Source organism: Psychrobacter sp. ANT206, from assembly GCF_056880555.1.
On record NZ_CP096271.1, the window covers coordinates 2,836,882 to 2,854,288 of the forward strand.

Annotated in this window: 18 protein-coding genes and 1 tRNA gene; 6 read left to right on the forward strand and 13 right to left on the reverse strand. The window is 40.1% G+C overall.

Features of this window, described 5'->3' with window-relative positions; translation table 11 throughout:
• The first annotated feature begins 451 nt into the window (after positions 1-451).
• The 4 genes from M0221_RS11825 (at position 452) to M0221_RS11840 (ending at position 5,069) form a co-directional block, all read left to right on the forward strand.
• Positions 452-1,951, forward strand: a complete 1,500-nt coding sequence (locus M0221_RS11825; RefSeq protein ID WP_011514649.1) for a SulP family inorganic anion transporter — start codon at positions 452-454, stop codon at positions 1,949-1,951.
• 145 nt (positions 1,952-2,096) lie between these two features.
• A complete protein-coding gene (locus M0221_RS11830) occupies positions 2,097-2,951 on the forward strand; it encodes a universal stress protein (protein WP_020444443.1) in 855 nt (284 codons plus the stop codon).
• Between the two features lie 439 nt (positions 2,952-3,390).
• A complete protein-coding gene (locus M0221_RS11835; RefSeq protein WP_011514651.1) occupies positions 3,391-3,729 on the forward strand; it encodes a P-II family nitrogen regulator in 339 nt (112 codons plus the stop codon).
• Between the two features lie 77 nt (positions 3,730-3,806).
• On the forward strand, positions 3,807-5,069 hold the full coding sequence (locus M0221_RS11840) for an ammonium transporter (protein ID WP_483283899.1): 1,263 nt from the start codon (positions 3,807-3,809) through the stop codon (positions 5,067-5,069).
• Positions 5,070-5,363: 294 nt separating this feature from the next.
• Here M0221_RS11840 and M0221_RS11845 read toward each other — a convergent pair whose 3' ends face one another.
• The 3 genes from M0221_RS11845 to M0221_RS11855 form a co-directional block, all read right to left on the reverse strand.
• Positions 5,364-5,747 (reverse strand): DUF2147 domain-containing protein, encoded by a 384-nt coding sequence (locus tag M0221_RS11845; protein WP_133104958.1) that lies wholly within the window; start codon positions 5,745-5,747, stop codon positions 5,364-5,366.
• Positions 5,748-6,018: 271 nt separating this feature from the next.
• Positions 6,019-6,282, reverse strand: a complete 264-nt coding sequence (locus M0221_RS11850; RefSeq protein WP_020444445.1) for a hypothetical protein — start codon at positions 6,280-6,282, stop codon at positions 6,019-6,021.
• Positions 6,283-6,358: 76 nt separating this feature from the next.
• On the reverse strand, positions 6,359-7,252 hold the full coding sequence (locus M0221_RS11855; protein ID WP_483283900.1) for a DNA/RNA non-specific endonuclease: 894 nt from the start codon (positions 7,250-7,252) through the stop codon (positions 6,359-6,361).
• Between the two features lie 223 nt (positions 7,253-7,475).
• Between M0221_RS11855 and M0221_RS11860 the strand changes: the two genes are divergently transcribed.
• A tRNA-Ser gene (locus M0221_RS11860) sits at positions 7,476-7,566 on the forward strand.
• 489 nt (positions 7,567-8,055) lie between these two features.
• Here the strand turns inward: M0221_RS11860 and M0221_RS11865 are convergent.
• From M0221_RS11865 to madL, 10 genes are all read right to left on the reverse strand, one after another.
• Positions 8,056-8,859: a sulfite exporter TauE/SafE family protein gene (locus M0221_RS11865; RefSeq protein ID WP_483283901.1), complete on the reverse strand. Its 804-nt coding sequence runs from the start codon at positions 8,857-8,859 to the stop codon at positions 8,056-8,058.
• Between the two features lie 127 nt (positions 8,860-8,986).
• Positions 8,987-9,895 carry a malonate decarboxylase subunit epsilon gene (gene mdcH / locus M0221_RS11870; protein ID WP_020444448.1) on the reverse strand — a complete coding sequence of 303 codons (909 nt, stop codon included), beginning with the start codon at positions 9,893-9,895 and terminating at the stop codon, positions 8,987-8,989.
• Positions 9,873-10,760, reverse strand: a complete 888-nt coding sequence (gene mdcB, locus M0221_RS11875) for a triphosphoribosyl-dephospho-CoA synthase MdcB (RefSeq protein ID WP_020444449.1) — start codon at positions 10,758-10,760, stop codon at positions 9,873-9,875. The genes mdcH and mdcB overlap by 23 nt, the downstream gene beginning before the upstream one ends.
• Positions 10,687-11,412 (reverse strand): malonate decarboxylase holo-[acyl-carrier-protein] synthase, encoded by a 726-nt coding sequence (mdcG, locus tag M0221_RS11880; RefSeq protein WP_483283902.1) that lies wholly within the window; start codon positions 11,410-11,412, stop codon positions 10,687-10,689. The genes mdcB and mdcG overlap by 74 nt, the downstream gene beginning before the upstream one ends.
• A gap of 31 nt (positions 11,413-11,443) precedes the next feature.
• On the reverse strand, positions 11,444-12,160 hold the full coding sequence (gene mdcE, locus M0221_RS11885) for a biotin-independent malonate decarboxylase subunit gamma (protein ID WP_483283903.1): 717 nt from the start codon (positions 12,158-12,160) through the stop codon (positions 11,444-11,446).
• 4 nt (positions 12,161-12,164) lie between these two features.
• A complete protein-coding gene (locus tag M0221_RS11890) occupies positions 12,165-13,052 on the reverse strand; it encodes a biotin-independent malonate decarboxylase subunit beta (RefSeq protein WP_483283904.1) in 888 nt (295 codons plus the stop codon).
• Positions 13,045-13,362, reverse strand: coding sequence for a malonate decarboxylase acyl carrier protein (mdcC, locus tag M0221_RS11895; RefSeq protein WP_483283905.1), 318 nt, complete (start codon positions 13,360-13,362; stop codon positions 13,045-13,047). Before mdcC ends, M0221_RS11890 begins: the two co-directional genes overlap by 8 nt.
• Positions 13,363-13,383: 21 nt before the next feature.
• Positions 13,384-15,039 (reverse strand): malonate decarboxylase subunit alpha, encoded by a 1,656-nt coding sequence (gene mdcA, locus M0221_RS11900; protein ID WP_020444454.1) that lies wholly within the window; start codon positions 15,037-15,039, stop codon positions 13,384-13,386.
• 21 nt (positions 15,040-15,060) lie between these two features.
• Positions 15,061-15,819 carry a malonate transporter subunit MadM gene (gene madM / locus M0221_RS11905; protein WP_020444455.1) on the reverse strand — a complete coding sequence of 253 codons (759 nt, stop codon included), beginning with the start codon at positions 15,817-15,819 and terminating at the stop codon, positions 15,061-15,063.
• A 72-nt stretch (positions 15,820-15,891) separates the two neighbouring features.
• Complete coding sequence (gene madL, locus M0221_RS11910; protein WP_020444456.1) at positions 15,892-16,296, reverse strand: malonate transporter subunit MadL; 405 nt, start codon at positions 16,294-16,296, stop codon at positions 15,892-15,894.
• A gap of 323 nt (positions 16,297-16,619) precedes the next feature.
• Between madL and M0221_RS11915 the strand changes: the two genes are divergently transcribed.
• Positions 16,620-17,294, forward strand: a complete 675-nt coding sequence (locus M0221_RS11915; RefSeq protein ID WP_020444457.1) for a GntR family transcriptional regulator — start codon at positions 16,620-16,622, stop codon at positions 17,292-17,294.
• Positions 17,295-17,407: the final 113 nt, after the last annotated feature.

Sequence of the window (17,407 nt, forward strand, 5' to 3'; positions counted from 1 at the left end):
TGCACATATCGCCTGAACCATTTGATTAAAATGAATAGCATGATAACGGTATCAACCATATTTCGGTACTGATTTTTCAATACTTTATACAATGAGACGGCGGTTTTTATATTGAGTGGCTAATGCTATAATAGCGACCTTAGTAAGAGCGACTATATTGACGACAACTTCAGCATAGCATTTTAGTTTAGCATGTTGTCACGATTATCGTGCGACTGTCGCCTCTTATTGGCGATGTTTCATATTACGCTAATAGTATGATAGGCATGTTCTCCCTTATTTTTCATCATATGTATTTTTATAATTTTTCTGACAGTTTATCTGTCTTCTTCTACCGCAGACCATGATTGCGGACACAGTTTTATCATTCTAGAAATGCTCATCACAATGCAATCATTCTATCACTGAGTAATGATTGCTTTTTTCGTCCCCAACTATATGCAGTTTACTTATGACATCTTTTTTTGGTAATTTACGTGAAGAGTGGTTTTCCAATATTCGTGGTGATACCTTATCAGGTTTAGTCGTTGCTCTGGCACTGATTCCAGAGGCCATTGCCTTTTCTATCATCGCTGGTGTCGACCCAAAAGTTGGTTTATATGCCTCATTTTGCATCGCAGTAGTCATCAGTTTCGTTGGTGGACGTCCGGGTATGATTTCGGCAGCTACAGGAGCCATGGCACTGGTCATGGTTGACTTGGTTGCCGACCACGGTCTGCAATACCTACTTGCTGCAACTTTATTGTGCGGTGGTATTCAAGTCGTTATGGGCATCTTAAAGCTGGGTAATCTGATGCGTTTTGTATCGCGCTCAGTCGTTATCGGTTTTGTGAATGCGCTGGCAATTTTGATATTTGCCGCGCAGTTGCCTGAGCTCAACCCTGCCACTGAACGCGTTGGTCTGACGGTTTATATAATGACTGCTGCAGGTTTGGCGATTATTTATTTATTTCCCCTCATTCCTAAAATTGGTCGCGTTATTCCATCGCCACTGATTTGCATTGTAGGTTTGACAGCTGTTGCCATGTATATGAATCTTGATATTCGTAACGTTGGTAGTATGGGCGACTTGCCAGATTCATTACCGATGTTTTTGCTTCCTGATATTCCCCTAAACTTGACTACCTTACTTATTATCGCGCCTTATTCTATCGCGCTTGCCATCGTAGGTTTGTTGGAATCTATGATGACAGCAACCATTGTTGATGAGCTGACCGATACACCAAGCGATAAAAACCGTGAATGCCGTGGTCAAGGTATCGCTAACGTCGTATCAGGATTCTTTGGCGGTATGGCTGGCTGTGCAATGATTGGGCAGTCAATGATTAACGTAAAATCTGGTGGGCGTACCCGTTTATCATCGCTCATCGCTGGTGTCGTACTACTGATTATGGTGGTGTTTTTAAATGATTGGGTCAGCTTGATACCGATGGCGGCGCTGGTAGCTGTGATGATTATGGTATCTATTGGTACCTTTAACTGGCAGTCTATTCGTGAATTTAAGACCCATCCTATGTCATTTAATATTGTCATGCTAGCGACAGTTTTGACCACCGTTTTTACTCACAACTTAGCATACGGCGTGGGTGTTGGCGTACTATTATCTGCTTTAGCTTTTGCTAACAAAATTGGTCAATTCTTAACCGTATTTAGCGAATATGATGACAGTAGCAATACGCGTTATTATTACGTTCAAGGACAAGTATTCTTTGCATCTACCACGCAGTTTTTGCAAAGCTTTGATACCAAAGAGGCATTAGATAATGTTCACATCGATGTGAGCCAAGCGCATTTTTGGGATATCAGCGCAGTAGATACCTTGGATAAGCTGGTGATACGCTTGCAGCGCGAAGGTATTGAGGTAAAAGTCGTTGGATTGAACAGTGCCAGCCGTACGCTTATCGATCGTTTTTCTATTCATGATCGCCGAGATATTGGCTTATTAGATTAGCACTGTATGTGTGTTATCAAGCTGATATAAACGAGTGGTTTATTGATCAGTAATTATATTGGTATATAAATCAGGTTGGGCAGTTGAGCGCCATATCTCGACTGCCCAGCTTGCATTTAAGTTATTGAAATGATGTGATGCCTCTATGAGTAATTTGAAGCCAGATAGCGTGATTGCCTGCTTAGACTGCCCAAACCATGTGCAAGCTGTATTGGAAGCAAGCATGTGGGCGTCTATCCGCTTGCAAGCCCCGATTGGACTGCTGTATTCAGTGCCAAGCTTACAGCAGAAGGCAGCCGTTGATTATTCGGGCTGCCTCAATATTGATGATGAAAATACCTTACTAGATCAATTCACTACAAAAGAGCACTTGAGTAATTGCGAGTTAAAAGCGCAAGGTAAGCTTCTTTTACATCAAGCAAGCAGCTATTGCGAGCAGCAACGTCACAAAATCAAGACTTATACGCTGCATCGGCATGAAAAGCTCGATGACAGTATTAATTATGTCGATGACCAAGCCCAACTTATCGTGATTGGTCATCATGTCACTTGTAAATCGACTCTAAGCCAGCTTATCCGCTCAAGTCACTGCCCCATTTTGGTGACTCATGCACCATTTTTGCCCCCTACCAGTGCTTTATTTGCGTTTGATAATAGTCCTACTTCGCACAAAATGCTGAATTGGCTTTGTAAAACACCTTTAGTGCGCGCCTTGATGATCCATATCGTCATGGTCGGCAAAGAGAATTCTGAAAACTGCGATGCATTACGTGAAGCCTACGCGCGCCTAAAACAAGCTGGTATTAAATGCAAAAAAACCTTGCTCGACTGCCGTGATGTCACTGCAGCGCTAACCTACTATCAACGTGACAACGATATTGGTCTACTGATGACAGGTGCCTTTGCCCAGCCGCGCTTGATTGAGCTGCTCAAAGGCAGTGACACCAAAAAGCTATTAGGTAGCACCACTACTCCGTACTTATTGTTCCCCAAGGCCTAAAGACAGCCTCTTAGCTTATTCTTTTTGACACAAAGGCTACCTGTTTATCGATATAGAGACTACTCTTTATATCGATAAACAGGTAGCCTTTATCTTTTCTAGCTGTTTTTATATCCGACAATCATTTAGCAAATCATCACAGGAAATAAAGCCATATCCTCCCCAAAGTGATTAAAAAGTTAGTTATAATAAAGTTTGTATTCATGTAACGTTACAGGTTAATTGTCTATTTATACACAGTAAAACGAGGATTATGTTTGCTGTATAAACGCCATTTTTGTCATTGTGCTAATGATTTTGAGTAAATGCGCCTTATTTTACCTTCCCCCTTGAGTAAGTTTGGCACAATTCTTGAATCATTTAATATAAGCATGATCATAATATGTTGCATCAAATGGCATCTATTGACCTGCGACATCACCCATATAAGGATTTTTTTATGAAGCTAATCACTGCGATCTTAAAACCGTTTAAGCTCGATGATGTGCGTGAAGCGCTTTCTGACATTGGTGTAAAAGGCGTTACCGTCACTGAAGTCAAAGGTTTCGGTCGTCAAAAAGGTCATACTGAGCTCTATCGCGGCGCCGAGTACGTGGTGGATTTTTTGCCTAAAGTAAAAGTGGAAGTGGCGGTGATGGATGAGATGGTTGAGCCAGCTATTGAAGCTATCACGCGTATCGCTAGTACCGGTAAAATCGGAGACGGTAAGATATTTGTGACCAATCTCGAGCAAGTCATTCGTATTCGTACGGGTGAGACAGGTCCTGACGCTATCTAAGCGCAAGACTTACCTATAAATATCTCTTTATAGGTCATACCGATCTCTGTATTGCATATATTCAAGGGGGAATTAACATGCAAAATCAAATCTTTGAGCTCCAGTACGCGCTAGATACGTTTTACTTTTTAATGTGTGGCGCGCTTGTCATGTGGATGGCTGCGGGCTTCACAATGTTAGAGGCAGGGCTGGTTCGCTCAAAAAATACTGTCGAAATCCTAACAAAAAATATCGCGCTTTTTGCGACTGCCTGTACCATGTACATGATATGCGGTTATGCCATCATGTATGACGGCAATCTGTTTTTGAGTGGTATTGCAGGTACCGAAAGTTTGGTCACTGATGCATTAGCTACCTCAGCTGAAAACGGTTTTAATGGCGATGCCGTTTACTCCAGCGCGTCCGACTTTTTCTTTCAAGTGGTCTTTGTAGCCACCTGTATGTCTATCGTCTCAGGCGCGGTCGCTGAACGTATGAAACTATGGTCATTCTTACTGTTTGCCGTGGTGATGACTGGGGTCATTTATCCATTAGAAGGCAGCTGGACATGGGGTGGTAAGGAAGTCTTTGGCTTATATAGTCTAGGCGACTTGGGTTTCTCTGATTTTGCAGGCTCTGGCATCGTACATATGGCAGGTGCGGCGGCGGCGTTATCAGGTGTACTACTTTTAGGAGCGCGCCTTGGTAAATACGGCGTTAAAGGCGAGATACGCGCTATTCCTGGTGCAAACTTACCACTGGCAGCGCTTGGTACCTTAATCTTATGGATGGGCTGGTTTGGCTTTAACGGTGGTTCTGTATTAAAACTGGGTGATATCGCTAGCGCCAATTCTGTCGCTGTCGTGTTTTTGAATACCAATGCTGCCGCTGCTGGTGGAGCGATTGGTGCCTTGCTCATCGCACGCCTTATATTTGGTAAAGCCGATTTAACCATGCTCTTAAACGGTGCATTGGCAGGTTTGGTTGCCATCACTGCAGAACCTTTAACGCCGTCAGCACTACAAGCTACCTTATTTGGTATGACTGCTGGTGTCATCGTTGTCTTATCGATTTTACTACTAGACAAAATAAAAATTGACGATCCGGTAGGCGCTATTTCTGTCCATGGTGTGGTGGGTTTATTTGGTCTGCTTATTGTACCGCTGACCAATCCGGCAGCGTCATTGCTTGGTCAACTAGTCGGTGCTGCGACTATTTTTGCATGGGTCTTTATAAGCAGCTTAATCGTTTGGAGCATTATTAAGTTTGTCATCGGTCTGCGTATCTCTGAAGAAGAAGAATATCAAGGTGCTGATATTGCCGAATGTGGTATGGAAGCCTATCCAGAATTTATAAGATAGGGAATATATTAATAATTCTGCTTTAAGAATGCTGTAGTGCTGCTAGCAGGGATTTCAAAGTCTCTGCCACGCATTGCTCACAGTTTACGATGAACATCTATCCTAGCAAAGCTATAGTTATCTTATACCGCTTTTGTTTTGAGATGAATATCTAATCAGGATCTCAATTTTACTTTAAACAGAAATATAACAACAGACACTACTAAAAAATCCCGCAATACCTTTCGGCAATGCGGGATTTTTTTATTCTTTATTAATACTTAGCTTAATAAAGAGAATTACAGTAACTCAGACTTATTTCTTTTTCCACGTTTGACTACGTGAGAATGGCCCTAAATGACCTTTTAGATCAAGATTGCTACCATTCAAGTTAGCAGTCAATTTATAAGTCTTGTTCTTTTCAGGGTCAGTAATCTTACCACCACTGTATTTACCATTACCATCAGCTTTTAGTCCAGAGATAATCGTCATACCAACGTGCTTCTGACCTTTCTCTGACACGGTACTGATAAGCTTACCAGTCAACACGCCATTTGACTCGGTGATTTTAACCACGCCTTTTGGCTTGCCTTCGTCATAAGTCTGCCAAGTAGTATTGGCTAATGGATCAGCAGCGAATGCCATGCTTGCTAAACTGATACCAGCAATTGCTAATGTAGTTTTTGCGAATAGTTTCATAAATAGACTCCCTTCATTCAATGATTATTAGAAACGATATGTTTCTATGTCCTAAGCTCATCCTTTGCCAACAATTTTTTATTACAGCTCAGTGGTACTATATTCAGTTTTCGCTCATTAGTACAGCAAATACCAAATGACCAATTTACTCTTTATAAAAAATCTGGACAGCATAAGCGTTGTCTTGACCCATTATAAGCAATTTTAAGAATTTGCCTAGTAATTTTTTTATAGTTTATTATTTCTATAAAATCAAAACTATATCAATAAGTTACAGGAAAGGATTGTCTATAATTTTGCCCGATTGGTCATCTTTTTCTTTTGACTTAGCCTCATCATTGCTATAAAGACTTTTACTTTCGAAGGCGCTTAAAATTTTACCGCTAAGCTCATGCAGCTGTTTTGCCTGCTCATATCCAGTGTCATTTAAGACCAGATTAATGTCCCCATAAATAATAATTTTATCTTCTTGATTTTCAATCACTAGCTCACCAATTTGCATGCTTTGGTGGTTATTAGCAAATGGGTCAATCATTTAATCCCCCTCTTTTCATGAGTAGCATATTACAGGATGTATCAGAATCACACAGGTTTAGCAATATTTAAACGACCTATGTTTGCAATTGTGTCATGAGCCATTCAAAGATTGCTACTACGAATAATATCCAAGCAGGCTCTTCTACCTCTGTGGTTGGTAGATCTATCGCTTCGCCAGCCTTTAGCGGTAAATCCAGAGCTTGTACTTTAGTCTTTGCATCAAGTACCGGCAAGACGTCAATACCAATTTTAGACGTCAATTCGTCAATACTAATGATTTCTATACGCTCAGATTCGTCGTTTGGCGCATAGTAAACACCTGCTTGATTGATCGCTGGAATATAAACGGCTTTAAAAAAATGACTGGGCACCAGTACCCGCCCTGCTAATTGTTTAGCTTTTTTATCAGTAAATGCAACCCCTGTGACAGTATAGACTTCACCATATTGCTGCGTTAAATAGCGAGTCGCCGATTCAATATTGCGCCAGATATAGCGATTATTACGTGGTGATTGCGGGGCTATATTAGCAAGGCTAAAGCTATCATACTGCTGACTTCGATTGGCCATGTCACCATTAGGCGCTAAATGTCCGCGGTCATAACCTGAGCCTGAATAGTCAGAGAGCTTGGCACGCATGGACTGTGGCAATCGGCTTTCTTCATGAAAGCTGTCTTCACGGTCGATTTGTTTGGCCTGCTGTAAACGCTTACGATCTAGATATTCTGCTGACCATAATGGCGTACGTGATATACCAGAATACATGACAGCGAAACCGTCCATACATAGTGCTTGGGTATTATTACTGAGCTTCGTATTGCTGAATTCAGGATAGACACCACCATAAAATGATTGGCTGCATTGTGTAAAATCATCAGCATGTACCGTTGATACGCTTAAAGCGGTAGCAATTATTACCGTTATCGTGCTGTTTTTTAGATTAAATCTTCGCTTAAAAACACTTCTCATGCAACTTTCAACCATTTATGCTTACTATTACGTATGCTCTATCCTAGCAGGCGTCTACCAATAAAGAAAGATACTGCGCACACCGTGACATTTTAAATGCTATCCGCTATACTAGGTCCTGCAAAAATCAGTGCCTGTATATCATATACAGTATTTAAAAGCTTGGAGTCCTAATCAGATTGTCAATGGTCTGTGCAGTATTTAAGTGAGTATGACTCAAAACGGTGAAGTGGGTGAGTGGCTGAAACCGCACGCCTGGAAAGTGTGTATACGTTAATAGCGTATCGAGGGTTCGAATCCCTCCTTCACCGCCAATCTTAGTTATTCCCTGTTTTCCTGTCTTGTCCTACCCTATCCTAAACAACCCTTAAAACCTTTAATAGCAAGACTTTCAGTCTATGCTTATTCTCTATTGCTGTCCCAATCATTCCCGTTCAACCCTATGTATCCCACGTGTTGTGTTGGTCTATTCGTTGGTCATACTATTTTCCTCTTTGGGTTAGTATAACCTCTTAGGCGCTGTCCAATTTAATTATGCCACTACAGTCATATACAAACAAAAAAACGGTGCCTCAAGTAGGCACCGTTTTTAAATTATTAAACACAGCTACCAAGTATTTTTTGATCAATTACGAGCATGACTATGTTTATTATCTAAATTGGTTTTGACGTAATGGGTTATGCAGGCTTCTCATTAATTATTTTTATCAAGGATAGAGCCTAAACTTAGTCAAAAGAGTTTTTAAAAACGGAAAAACAGTCTTTACAGCTAAATTCTCAATACTTTATTAGACTAAGGCATACTACAACACTCCGATACCGCTCAACAATAACTGACCGCCTGCAACTAATAACAACATACCGAATGCTCGCTTTAGTATCAAGGCTGGCAATACATGGGCAAGCTTAGCCCCAACTTTGGCCATCGCGAAGCTTGCAACTGAGATACATATAAATCCACTAATATGTATAAAGCCTATAGTGCCTTTAGGAAGATTGACAACATCTTGACCAAACCATGCAAAACCCACCGCTCCAGCTACAGCAATTGGTAAACCACAAGCAGCCGACGTTCCCACCGATTGTCTCATCGGTAATCCTGCCCAATTTAAAAATGGAACAGTCAAGCTACCACCGCCAATACCGAAAATAGACGATGCCATACCAATAGCACTACCAGCACCAAACTGCACACTAGCAGGCGGTAAAGGCCTGTCTAATTGTTCCTTATTGGATAAAAACAACATTTTCAAAGCCATTAATAATGCCCCAATACCAATAATGACTTGCAATATATCACCATCAATCATATCGGCAATCCCTGCCCCAACTAGACCACCAATTACTAAACCTAATGCCATACTACGCCAGACTTCCCAACGTACACCACCACGTTTGTTATGTGCGGTCAATGAACTAATAGAGGTTACGGCAATAGTCGCTAGAGAGGTTCCAATAGCTAAATGTGTGACTACCTCAGGTGAAAAATTGTATGCGGTAAAAATCCACACGAGTACTGGTACAATAATCATGCCGCCGCCTACACCAAACAAACCAGCACTGACCCCTGCGAACGCACCTGCAATAACAAACCACACATACAACATGTAGAGCCTACCTTTTGATTATAATAAATCACAAATAATGATGATTATTTTATCTGATGACCTTATTAAAAATTTTATAAAAAACCACTTATCAGGCTCTAAATTATAAAAACTATTAACTAGCACCTTAGCTATTTCTGTCTATCCACTCTTTTAACCCATCTACATTACGAAAGTCGTCCCAACTTCTACAAGGCACATGCGGCAGCAAATTATTTACCATTCTGGACAAAGCATTTCCTGGCCCTATTTCTATCACCATACTTGGCTGATATTCTTCGATATTTTCCATACAAAAGTACCAGTCTAACGCATGGTCTATTTGACGTGACAAGATTTCTAAACCTTGATGTGTATCGCTGTACCTTATTCCTTCAGTTGCACTAATGATGGGAGTTGTCATAGAAGGTAAAGCCAATGTCTTAGTATATTTACGAAATCCTTCTGCAGCACCTTGCATCATTACTGTATGGGATGGCACAGACACGTTTAACAGCTGCACACTTTGTGCACCTAGTGTTTGTGCAACTTGTGCAGCCTGTTCAAGATCATTTTTATTACCACCTATAATGAATTGGTCCCTATTGATCTTTATAGACAGATAGGTGTTGCTTTCTTCAAGCAGTTGCTCAAGGTTCCTATCAGAAACACCTTTGATTGCTAATAACCCGCTAGACTCTGTTACTTCTTGCTGCATGAGGTTGGCTCTTTTACTAACTAAATCTAACCCGTCCTCAAATGTGAGTTGGCTACTACAACAAAAGGCACTTGCTTCTCCCAAAGAATACCCAGCAAAAGCCGTTGGTGCTGAAATCAATTGACGTAGCTGATGCCATCGATAATATTGCAAAGTATAAATAAACGGTTGCGCAACTTTGTTATCAAATAATTTATCACTATCAGAATTTTCATTGAAGAGCTCGGGTGCAATAGCACTTAGAATCGATCGCTCGTGCTCCGAGGTATAGGTCAGTATTTCATTCACATGCTTTTGGCTTTGTAGGCCTTGCCCACTAAATAAGATAATTAAATTCATTTTCCACCTTATAAAAGAAGATTGTGACGGCTAGTAAGTCGGCACTGCCACCTGGGCTGAGGTTATTATGAATAAAATATTGATTAATATTACTTACTTTCTGCCGCCAATTTAGCTGATGTACACCACCTTCCTGCAAAAACTGTTTCGCCAACGCTTGCGCATTTTCTAAGTCTTTTATCCCGCCTCGCCACACGATATTAGTATCTGACAATACAGATATCAGTGTCATTAATGCCTGCATACTGGCTTTTTCAAAATCTCGAGTGCTATAGATAGTGTCATAGAAGCATGGCAAAACGTCAGTTAAAATAATCTCAAAGCCATTAGAAACCATTTCGATAGCACCAGTTATGCCGTGCTTCTTAAACATTTTTTGACCGTGGCTATCTGGCTCACGCTGCAGACGAGTCGTTAAATCAAACTGCCACCTATCCACCAGTTGCTCACAGATACTGTTAGCGGTTAATGGTATTTCTGCTTGTATACATCTACCAATCGCTGCACAGACAAAACCTAAATTAAATATAGCCCCTTTATGGGTATTAACATTCTTGGTCGCCTCTCGCATTTTTGCTTCTTGATAAATTCCCATATTTTTTAAATCATCAAATGGTCTGTCATCATAGCCAAACTGACTTAACGTGGAAAAATACCCTTTCAAAGATGTGATGCTATTAATAAAAGTAAGATGGTTCATATCTGTGTGACTGCCATTACTGGAGGGACAGACAAGACCTGGTTTATTTTCCAAACTTAACTCATCATATAAAGCTTCACATGCTAATTCATCAATCTGCTGCCAGACTGCCTGTATGGGCAATAAAGGTTTGTTTGTTTGATCTAATAAAGTGTTCAAATTCATCAGTATTCCATCCTAGTAATACGTCTATTTTTTGAAGTTTGATATCACAAAGGGTTTTTACTAAAACGGTTGGAACATCAAACATAATGGCGTAGATTAGTTCATTAAAAGATATGTCGTTACATCCATGTAATCTTATCTCCCCATCAATTTTTAAACCCACAGTAGATTTTGCAAACAGGTTCAAGGCTTCCACTTCTAACAATATTTGTGAGATATTATTGCTGTGTGCAACGATCAAAACATCCAAATCTGATGTTGGTTTCACAAAAGGCAAATCCGTAAAATATTGATTGGCAAAGGAGCCATAGACATGCACATCACAATCTAAATAAGAACAGCGTTCGATAAATTTTTGAGCGTGTTCTCGAATCGCTTTCGGCAACTGAGGCACTAAAACCTCAAGCGCTAAAGGTGGCTTGATAATTTCAGGTATTTTAGATAGTGTTAGTGCCAATCGATATTTACGACCGTCTTCTATATAACTAGTAGCAACTTTGATTACATTGGCAATGTCTTGTCTACAAGCAGTCAGTGGCTGTTGAGATTCAATCATCTTACCAACAGCCATCGTCACAGATAAAGGTAGGGATGCATTCATAAAATCGTATGACTCATGTGGTTGTAAGTAAACTAAATCATGACGTTGCATACATCTCACCTCTATAAAAATCTGCTTAGAATTAAGCCATCAGAACTGACTCAACAATCTCGTTGCATAATAAACGCCCTTTTCTTTCTTCTGCTACTTGCCGGCGATCATCTATAAGAAAATCATCAATATGCATCAGCTGGGATTCAAGAGCATTTTCGACCAGATGTTCATTAAGCTCTTTCCAGATATCATCAACTGCTCCCATTGCATAATAGTTCTCTACACCTGGAGCAAAAATGGCTGATGTCTGTGACAAGGACTTCAGTTTATCTAACGGTATTTTGGTTACCCTGGACATCGCATTTAAGTCCATTACTTTAACTTGGCTTGATTGCATAGCAAATACTTGATTTGCCATGAGACCATAAGATAAAAACCCACCACTAACCGCCTCACCCAAGACAATGGCTATATTTGGATGAGCGCTACGTCTGAGCAAATCTACACAAGATGCTAGATGAGCAAATGTTCTGTTTAAACATAACAGCTCATCAGCTCTCGATGAGTCTTGCCCCATCGTGTCTACAATAAATACGATGGGTGTTTTTTGACCTTTTGCTATGACATCTAATATCTCATTAGCAAGGGTCATTGCAATCAGCTGGTTCATAGCTGCAGAATCGACTGTACCAATAATTTCAACTTTTCCAAGTTTAGTGTCTGCACTACCTCGTATCATTGAATGCTCAATGCGATACTCAAGATTATTGGGGAAAAGCTTTTCTAAAATTGTTTTGGTTTGCATGATATTATCCTTTTTTAATAGCTCTAACCTGTTGAGCGCTAAGCATGGAAATAGATTCAGGGTTGTCTATATTCATTGCCTGCCAAATTTGTATACTATCTTTCTCACCAAACCACTGATCATATTGGTTCTGCAATGACGCTTGCTGTTGCTGCAAATACGCTAAGTCTAAATCCACAGCAGGTTGCTGAAGAGCCTCAATAATCCCTTGAGTAATATCATTTACATCGTCTTCTACTAAGAAGTCGACATGATCGAGCAAATAACGTGTTTTACCACCTGTCACTCGCCATACTAAAGCCCTGTCTTTAGAGTCAAACTCTTCTACACCCTTAATAGTTTCAATGACTTCAGGACCTGAAAGAGCCAAACGTCCCTCTTCTGTCATGATAACGTGCGTACTTAGGCACGCACATATACCCATGCCACCAAAGGCACCATTCGTACCACCAATGACGGTAATAATAGGAATGCCAGCATTTCGAACTTTTAACATCGCACGCATAATCTCAGAAATCGTGATCAAACCAGCGTTTGCCTCGTGAAGGCGAACACCACCTGAATCAACCAAAAATATGATGGCTTTAGGCTTTTCCTCAATAGCTTTGAGTAACATGCCGACAATTTTTGCCCCATGTATTTCCCCTACAGCACCCCCCATGAATTTGCCTTCTTGAGCAATCATGTATACTGGCTCATCTTGAATTTTTGCTTGCCCAATAATGACACCATCATCAAAACTGCCTACAATATCTAACGAGGCAAGGTTGGGACTCACAGGGATACTGCCGGGTTTAAGAACTTCTTGAAAACTATTCTTATCAACAATACTCGTGATTCGATTACGTGCCGTCTTTTCATAAAAGCTTTGTTGAATATTTGAACTATCCATTTGATTCTTCCTCTAAGATATTAATCGCTTGGCTTAAACGTAAACTCACTACTGCAGGAGTCGCACCCATATCATTGACTTTAAACTCCAATCCGCCTACTGCATAACGACTAGAAAAATCCTTTAACACAGTCTCCCAAATATGATCAAAGCCTGTGACTGAGGTATCAATAATGAATTTGCTACTTTCATTGTTCGCTAGCGGTGTTACTAATACTTCTAAGTTGCCTGACCCAACCACACCGCAAATAACTTCTTTTTTGATATTTTCGATTGGTTGTGAAATGAAGTCGAAATTAAGTACATTCATAGTTATATCCTTAGTATTGTTTTACCAGTTTCTAAAACGGCTTGGTGGAGAGTAAGTACCATTGGACCACTTCACTAAATCTTTGACAGATTTGGCTGCCAATAAATCCCTCGTCGCTTTTGAAGCATCTACGCCAATATCTTCTGGTCTTTGGATAATCCCACGCTGTCTTAATTCTTTGACTTTTTCATGATCTCGTTGCAGACCGACAGGTGTGTAACCCGCTACACCGCGAATGGCCTGCTCTCTCTCTTCTGGAGTGCGACATAATAATAAGTTTGCGATACCTTCCTCGGTCACAATATGTGTGACATCATCGCCATAGATCATGATGGGTGGAAAGTCACTTCCCATCTTTTCTTGTAGTTGCCATGCATCAAGCTCTTCCACAAAGACAGAATCCATATGCTCACGATAAGTTTCTACCATTTGCACCACTAGCTTACGACCTTTTACCACGCGTCCATCTGTCGCTTCTTTACCTGCTTTGAGATATGCATAGCTAGAATGTCTACGTCCATGTGGATCTGACCCCATATTGGGAGCCCCACCAAAACCTGCAATGCGGTCTACCGTCGCTGTCGAACTATTACCTTGTAGATCAATCTGTAAAGTTGCCCCTATAAATAAATCGCAAGCATACAAACCTGCCGTTTGACTAAAAGCACGGTTGGATCTCATACTTCCATCTTTGCCTGTAAAAAATACATCAGGGCGGCTTTGAATATATTCATCCATCCCTACTTCTGAGCCAAAGCTATGAATACTATCCACAAACCCACTTTCTATCGCTGGAATCATAGTCGGATGAGGATTAAGTGCCCAGTTAGTACAAATTTTACCTTTGAGGTTTAATTCTGCGCCGTAGGTAGGTAAGAGCAACTCAATTGCTGCTGTATTAAAGCCAATCCCATGATTTAAGCGTTTGACTTGATAGGGAGCGTAAATACCTTTTATAACCATCATTGCCATCAATATCTGTACTTCGGTAATCTGGGCTGGATCACGTGTAAACAGAGGCTCTATATAGTTAGGCTTAGGTGCGACAATGAAAAAATCCACCCAATCCGAAGGAATATCAACTCGTGGAACGCTATCTACTAACTCATTCACTTGTGCAATGACGATACCGCTCTTGAATGCCGTGGCTTCTACAATTGCTGGTGTATCTTCAGTATTTGGACCGGTATATAGGTTACCTTCTGCATCGGCAGAATGTGCTGTGATCAAGCACACATTCGGTATTAAGTCGATAAAATACCTACCATATAACTCTAGATAGGTATGAATCGAGCCAATTTGGATTTTTTGTTGCTGAACCAGCTTTGCTAATCTTAATGCTTGTGGACCAGAAAAAGAAAAATCTACTTTACTGGCAATACCCTTTTCAAATATATCGATATGGCTGGGTAGTGCTAAAACCGACTGTAATATATGCAAGTCGTTTAGCACTTCATTATTACATTGAGACAAACATTCAGATAAAAAGTCAGCTTGCTTTTGATTATTACCTTCAATACAAACTTTATCTTCAGGTGCAAGTACCGTTTCCAGTAGTTCAATTGTTCTATCACTCGGGACTAGTTTTTCTAATCCTTTGTCTTTTGCAGCATTTAGTTTGGTAAGCCGTCTAGTTTTTTGTGTATCCCATACTTTTTTGTCAATATTCGCTTTCATAAGACTTCCTTTCTCTACTTATTAAAATATTGCGTTTAGTGTTAAGAAAAATATAGATGGTCCTAATAAAGCACCTAGGCCCGTATAGAAAGTGGCTACCAATGCTCCATATGGAACCAGCCTTACATCAGTACCTGCCAAGCCAGCTGCTACTCCACTAGTAGTACCTACCAAGCCACCGAAAATCATGGCTGAACGTGGGCTTTTAAGATACATAAATCTGGCAAGTAAAGGGGTTGCGATCATAAAGAAGACGGCTTTAATCAAACCAATGGCAATGGATAAAGCAATCACATCAGAGCTTGCTCCAATTGCTGTACCTGTAATAGGTCCCACAATGTAAGTCATTGCACCTGCTCCAATAGTGGTCATAGAGACAGCATCTCTATAGCCTAATGTCCATGCAACACCGGCTCCTACCACAAACGGTATAACGCAGCCCAATATCAAGGCAACAATACCAATCTTCCCAGCACGCTTTATTTCTTTAACGTCTACTTCAAAAGCAGTAGATGCAATGGCAAGATCTCTGAGCATCGCGCCACCTAAAAGAGCAAATCCAGAGAAAAGCTCTATATCGGAAATGCCTTTTTCACCACCAGTATATAAACCAGCAAAATAGGCAGCAATGAGACCAAGGGTGATAGCAATTGCAGATGACTGTAGCTTATTGTTTGTTAGGTACTTGGATAGTATTTGAGAGAAGAGCATCACTAGGCCTGTTACTGCTAGAGCAGTTACAAAGGCATTTTTAGTGAGGGTTTCTATAATTAAGTCCATTTAATTACTCCATTGCGCGATTGAATTGGTAGTTTCAGTTTTCTTATAGTGTTGATAATATTGATGAGACACTCACAATTGGTCACGATGCTCTTCAGTATCATCCCAAGTAAATGTATCGTAATCATTACCAATATTATTAAGTAAGCGTACGACAAAGACAGTTGCAGTAAGCGCAATAACAGAAACAACAGCTGCTACCATTCCGCCAGATAGTGCAGCGACTACGTTCTGTCCTGCAGCCATCGCAACAACGATAGGGATGTACATACCTGCCCAATATAGAACACCAAACTGCGTCGACTTAGGTAGATAACCTTTTTTAGCAAGCATTTCTTTGCCGACAATTAGTAGAATCATTGCGATAGCTACACCACCAATATTAGCGTCAACCCCTAATATTTTTCCTAACAATCCACCAAGAAAAACTCCTAGCAAATAGCTAACCGCCAATAAAGCAGTACCATATATGATCATAAAAACCTTCCTTGGATATCATGACAGCCTTTTTGGCAATATCTAACTTGATATACGGGCTGTATAAATAAGAATCTAAATTAATAACAATTAGATATAGATACAAGCGCAAATAATTGTAGCTTGATGATGTCTTTCAGGGTTCTTCGAATTTCCTTATCTACCCCTACCTTATAAAGAATATAAGCCTTAATAGAGCTCAAAACCTTTAGAAGGATCTATCACCTACTACCCACTTGTTTGATATAATCTAATACAGATAGTTTTAAAGTGCAACCATATTGTATTTATTAAAATATATATTGTATACAAATTGAGGTATTATGAGTTTAATTGATGATTTACCCTTATCAGTACAAGTTAGTAAAAAAATAGAAGACGAGATCATTTACGGTCGGCTTCCTCCTGGTACTAAACTTGATGAAGCAAAGCTTTGCGAAAAATATGGTGTATCAAGAACACCTATTCGTGAAGCTTTGAAACTTTTAGCATCTGAAGGATTAGTAGAAATACGCCCACGTAGAGGTGCAATCATCCCTACTTTAAATATTGTGACGCTATTTGAAATGTTTGAAGTAATGGCATATCTTGAGGGAATGTGTGGAAGGTTAGCTGCCAGAAGAATAAATGAAGAAGAAAAAGTTGAGCTACTGTCTTTACATAATCAATGTAAACAGTACTTAATGGACCAGAACACAGAAAGCTATTATGAAGCAAATAGGACGTTTCATTTCTTCCTATATCAACTTAGTCATAATAGCTTTCTTATAGAGCAAGCAAGCAATTTACACAATCGACTACATCCATATAGGCGTTTGCAGCTTCGAGTAAATAACCGCATGCAACATTCTTTTGAAGAGCATCAAAGGATCGTAGATGCAGTTATTAGTGCTGATGAGGATTTAGCTGAGCGTTTAATCAAAGAACATGTCTCAGTACAAGGAGAAAGGTTTACAGACTTAGTTGCAACTATGAGTCCTGATAACTCACAAGATTAAGCTTATATGCACCATTATAAAACTTGATAGTTTTATTATTTATATAAGTATACTTTTATGGCACTTTAAGACTGTATCTTAATTGATTTATATGAGCCTTTAACTAGTAACGA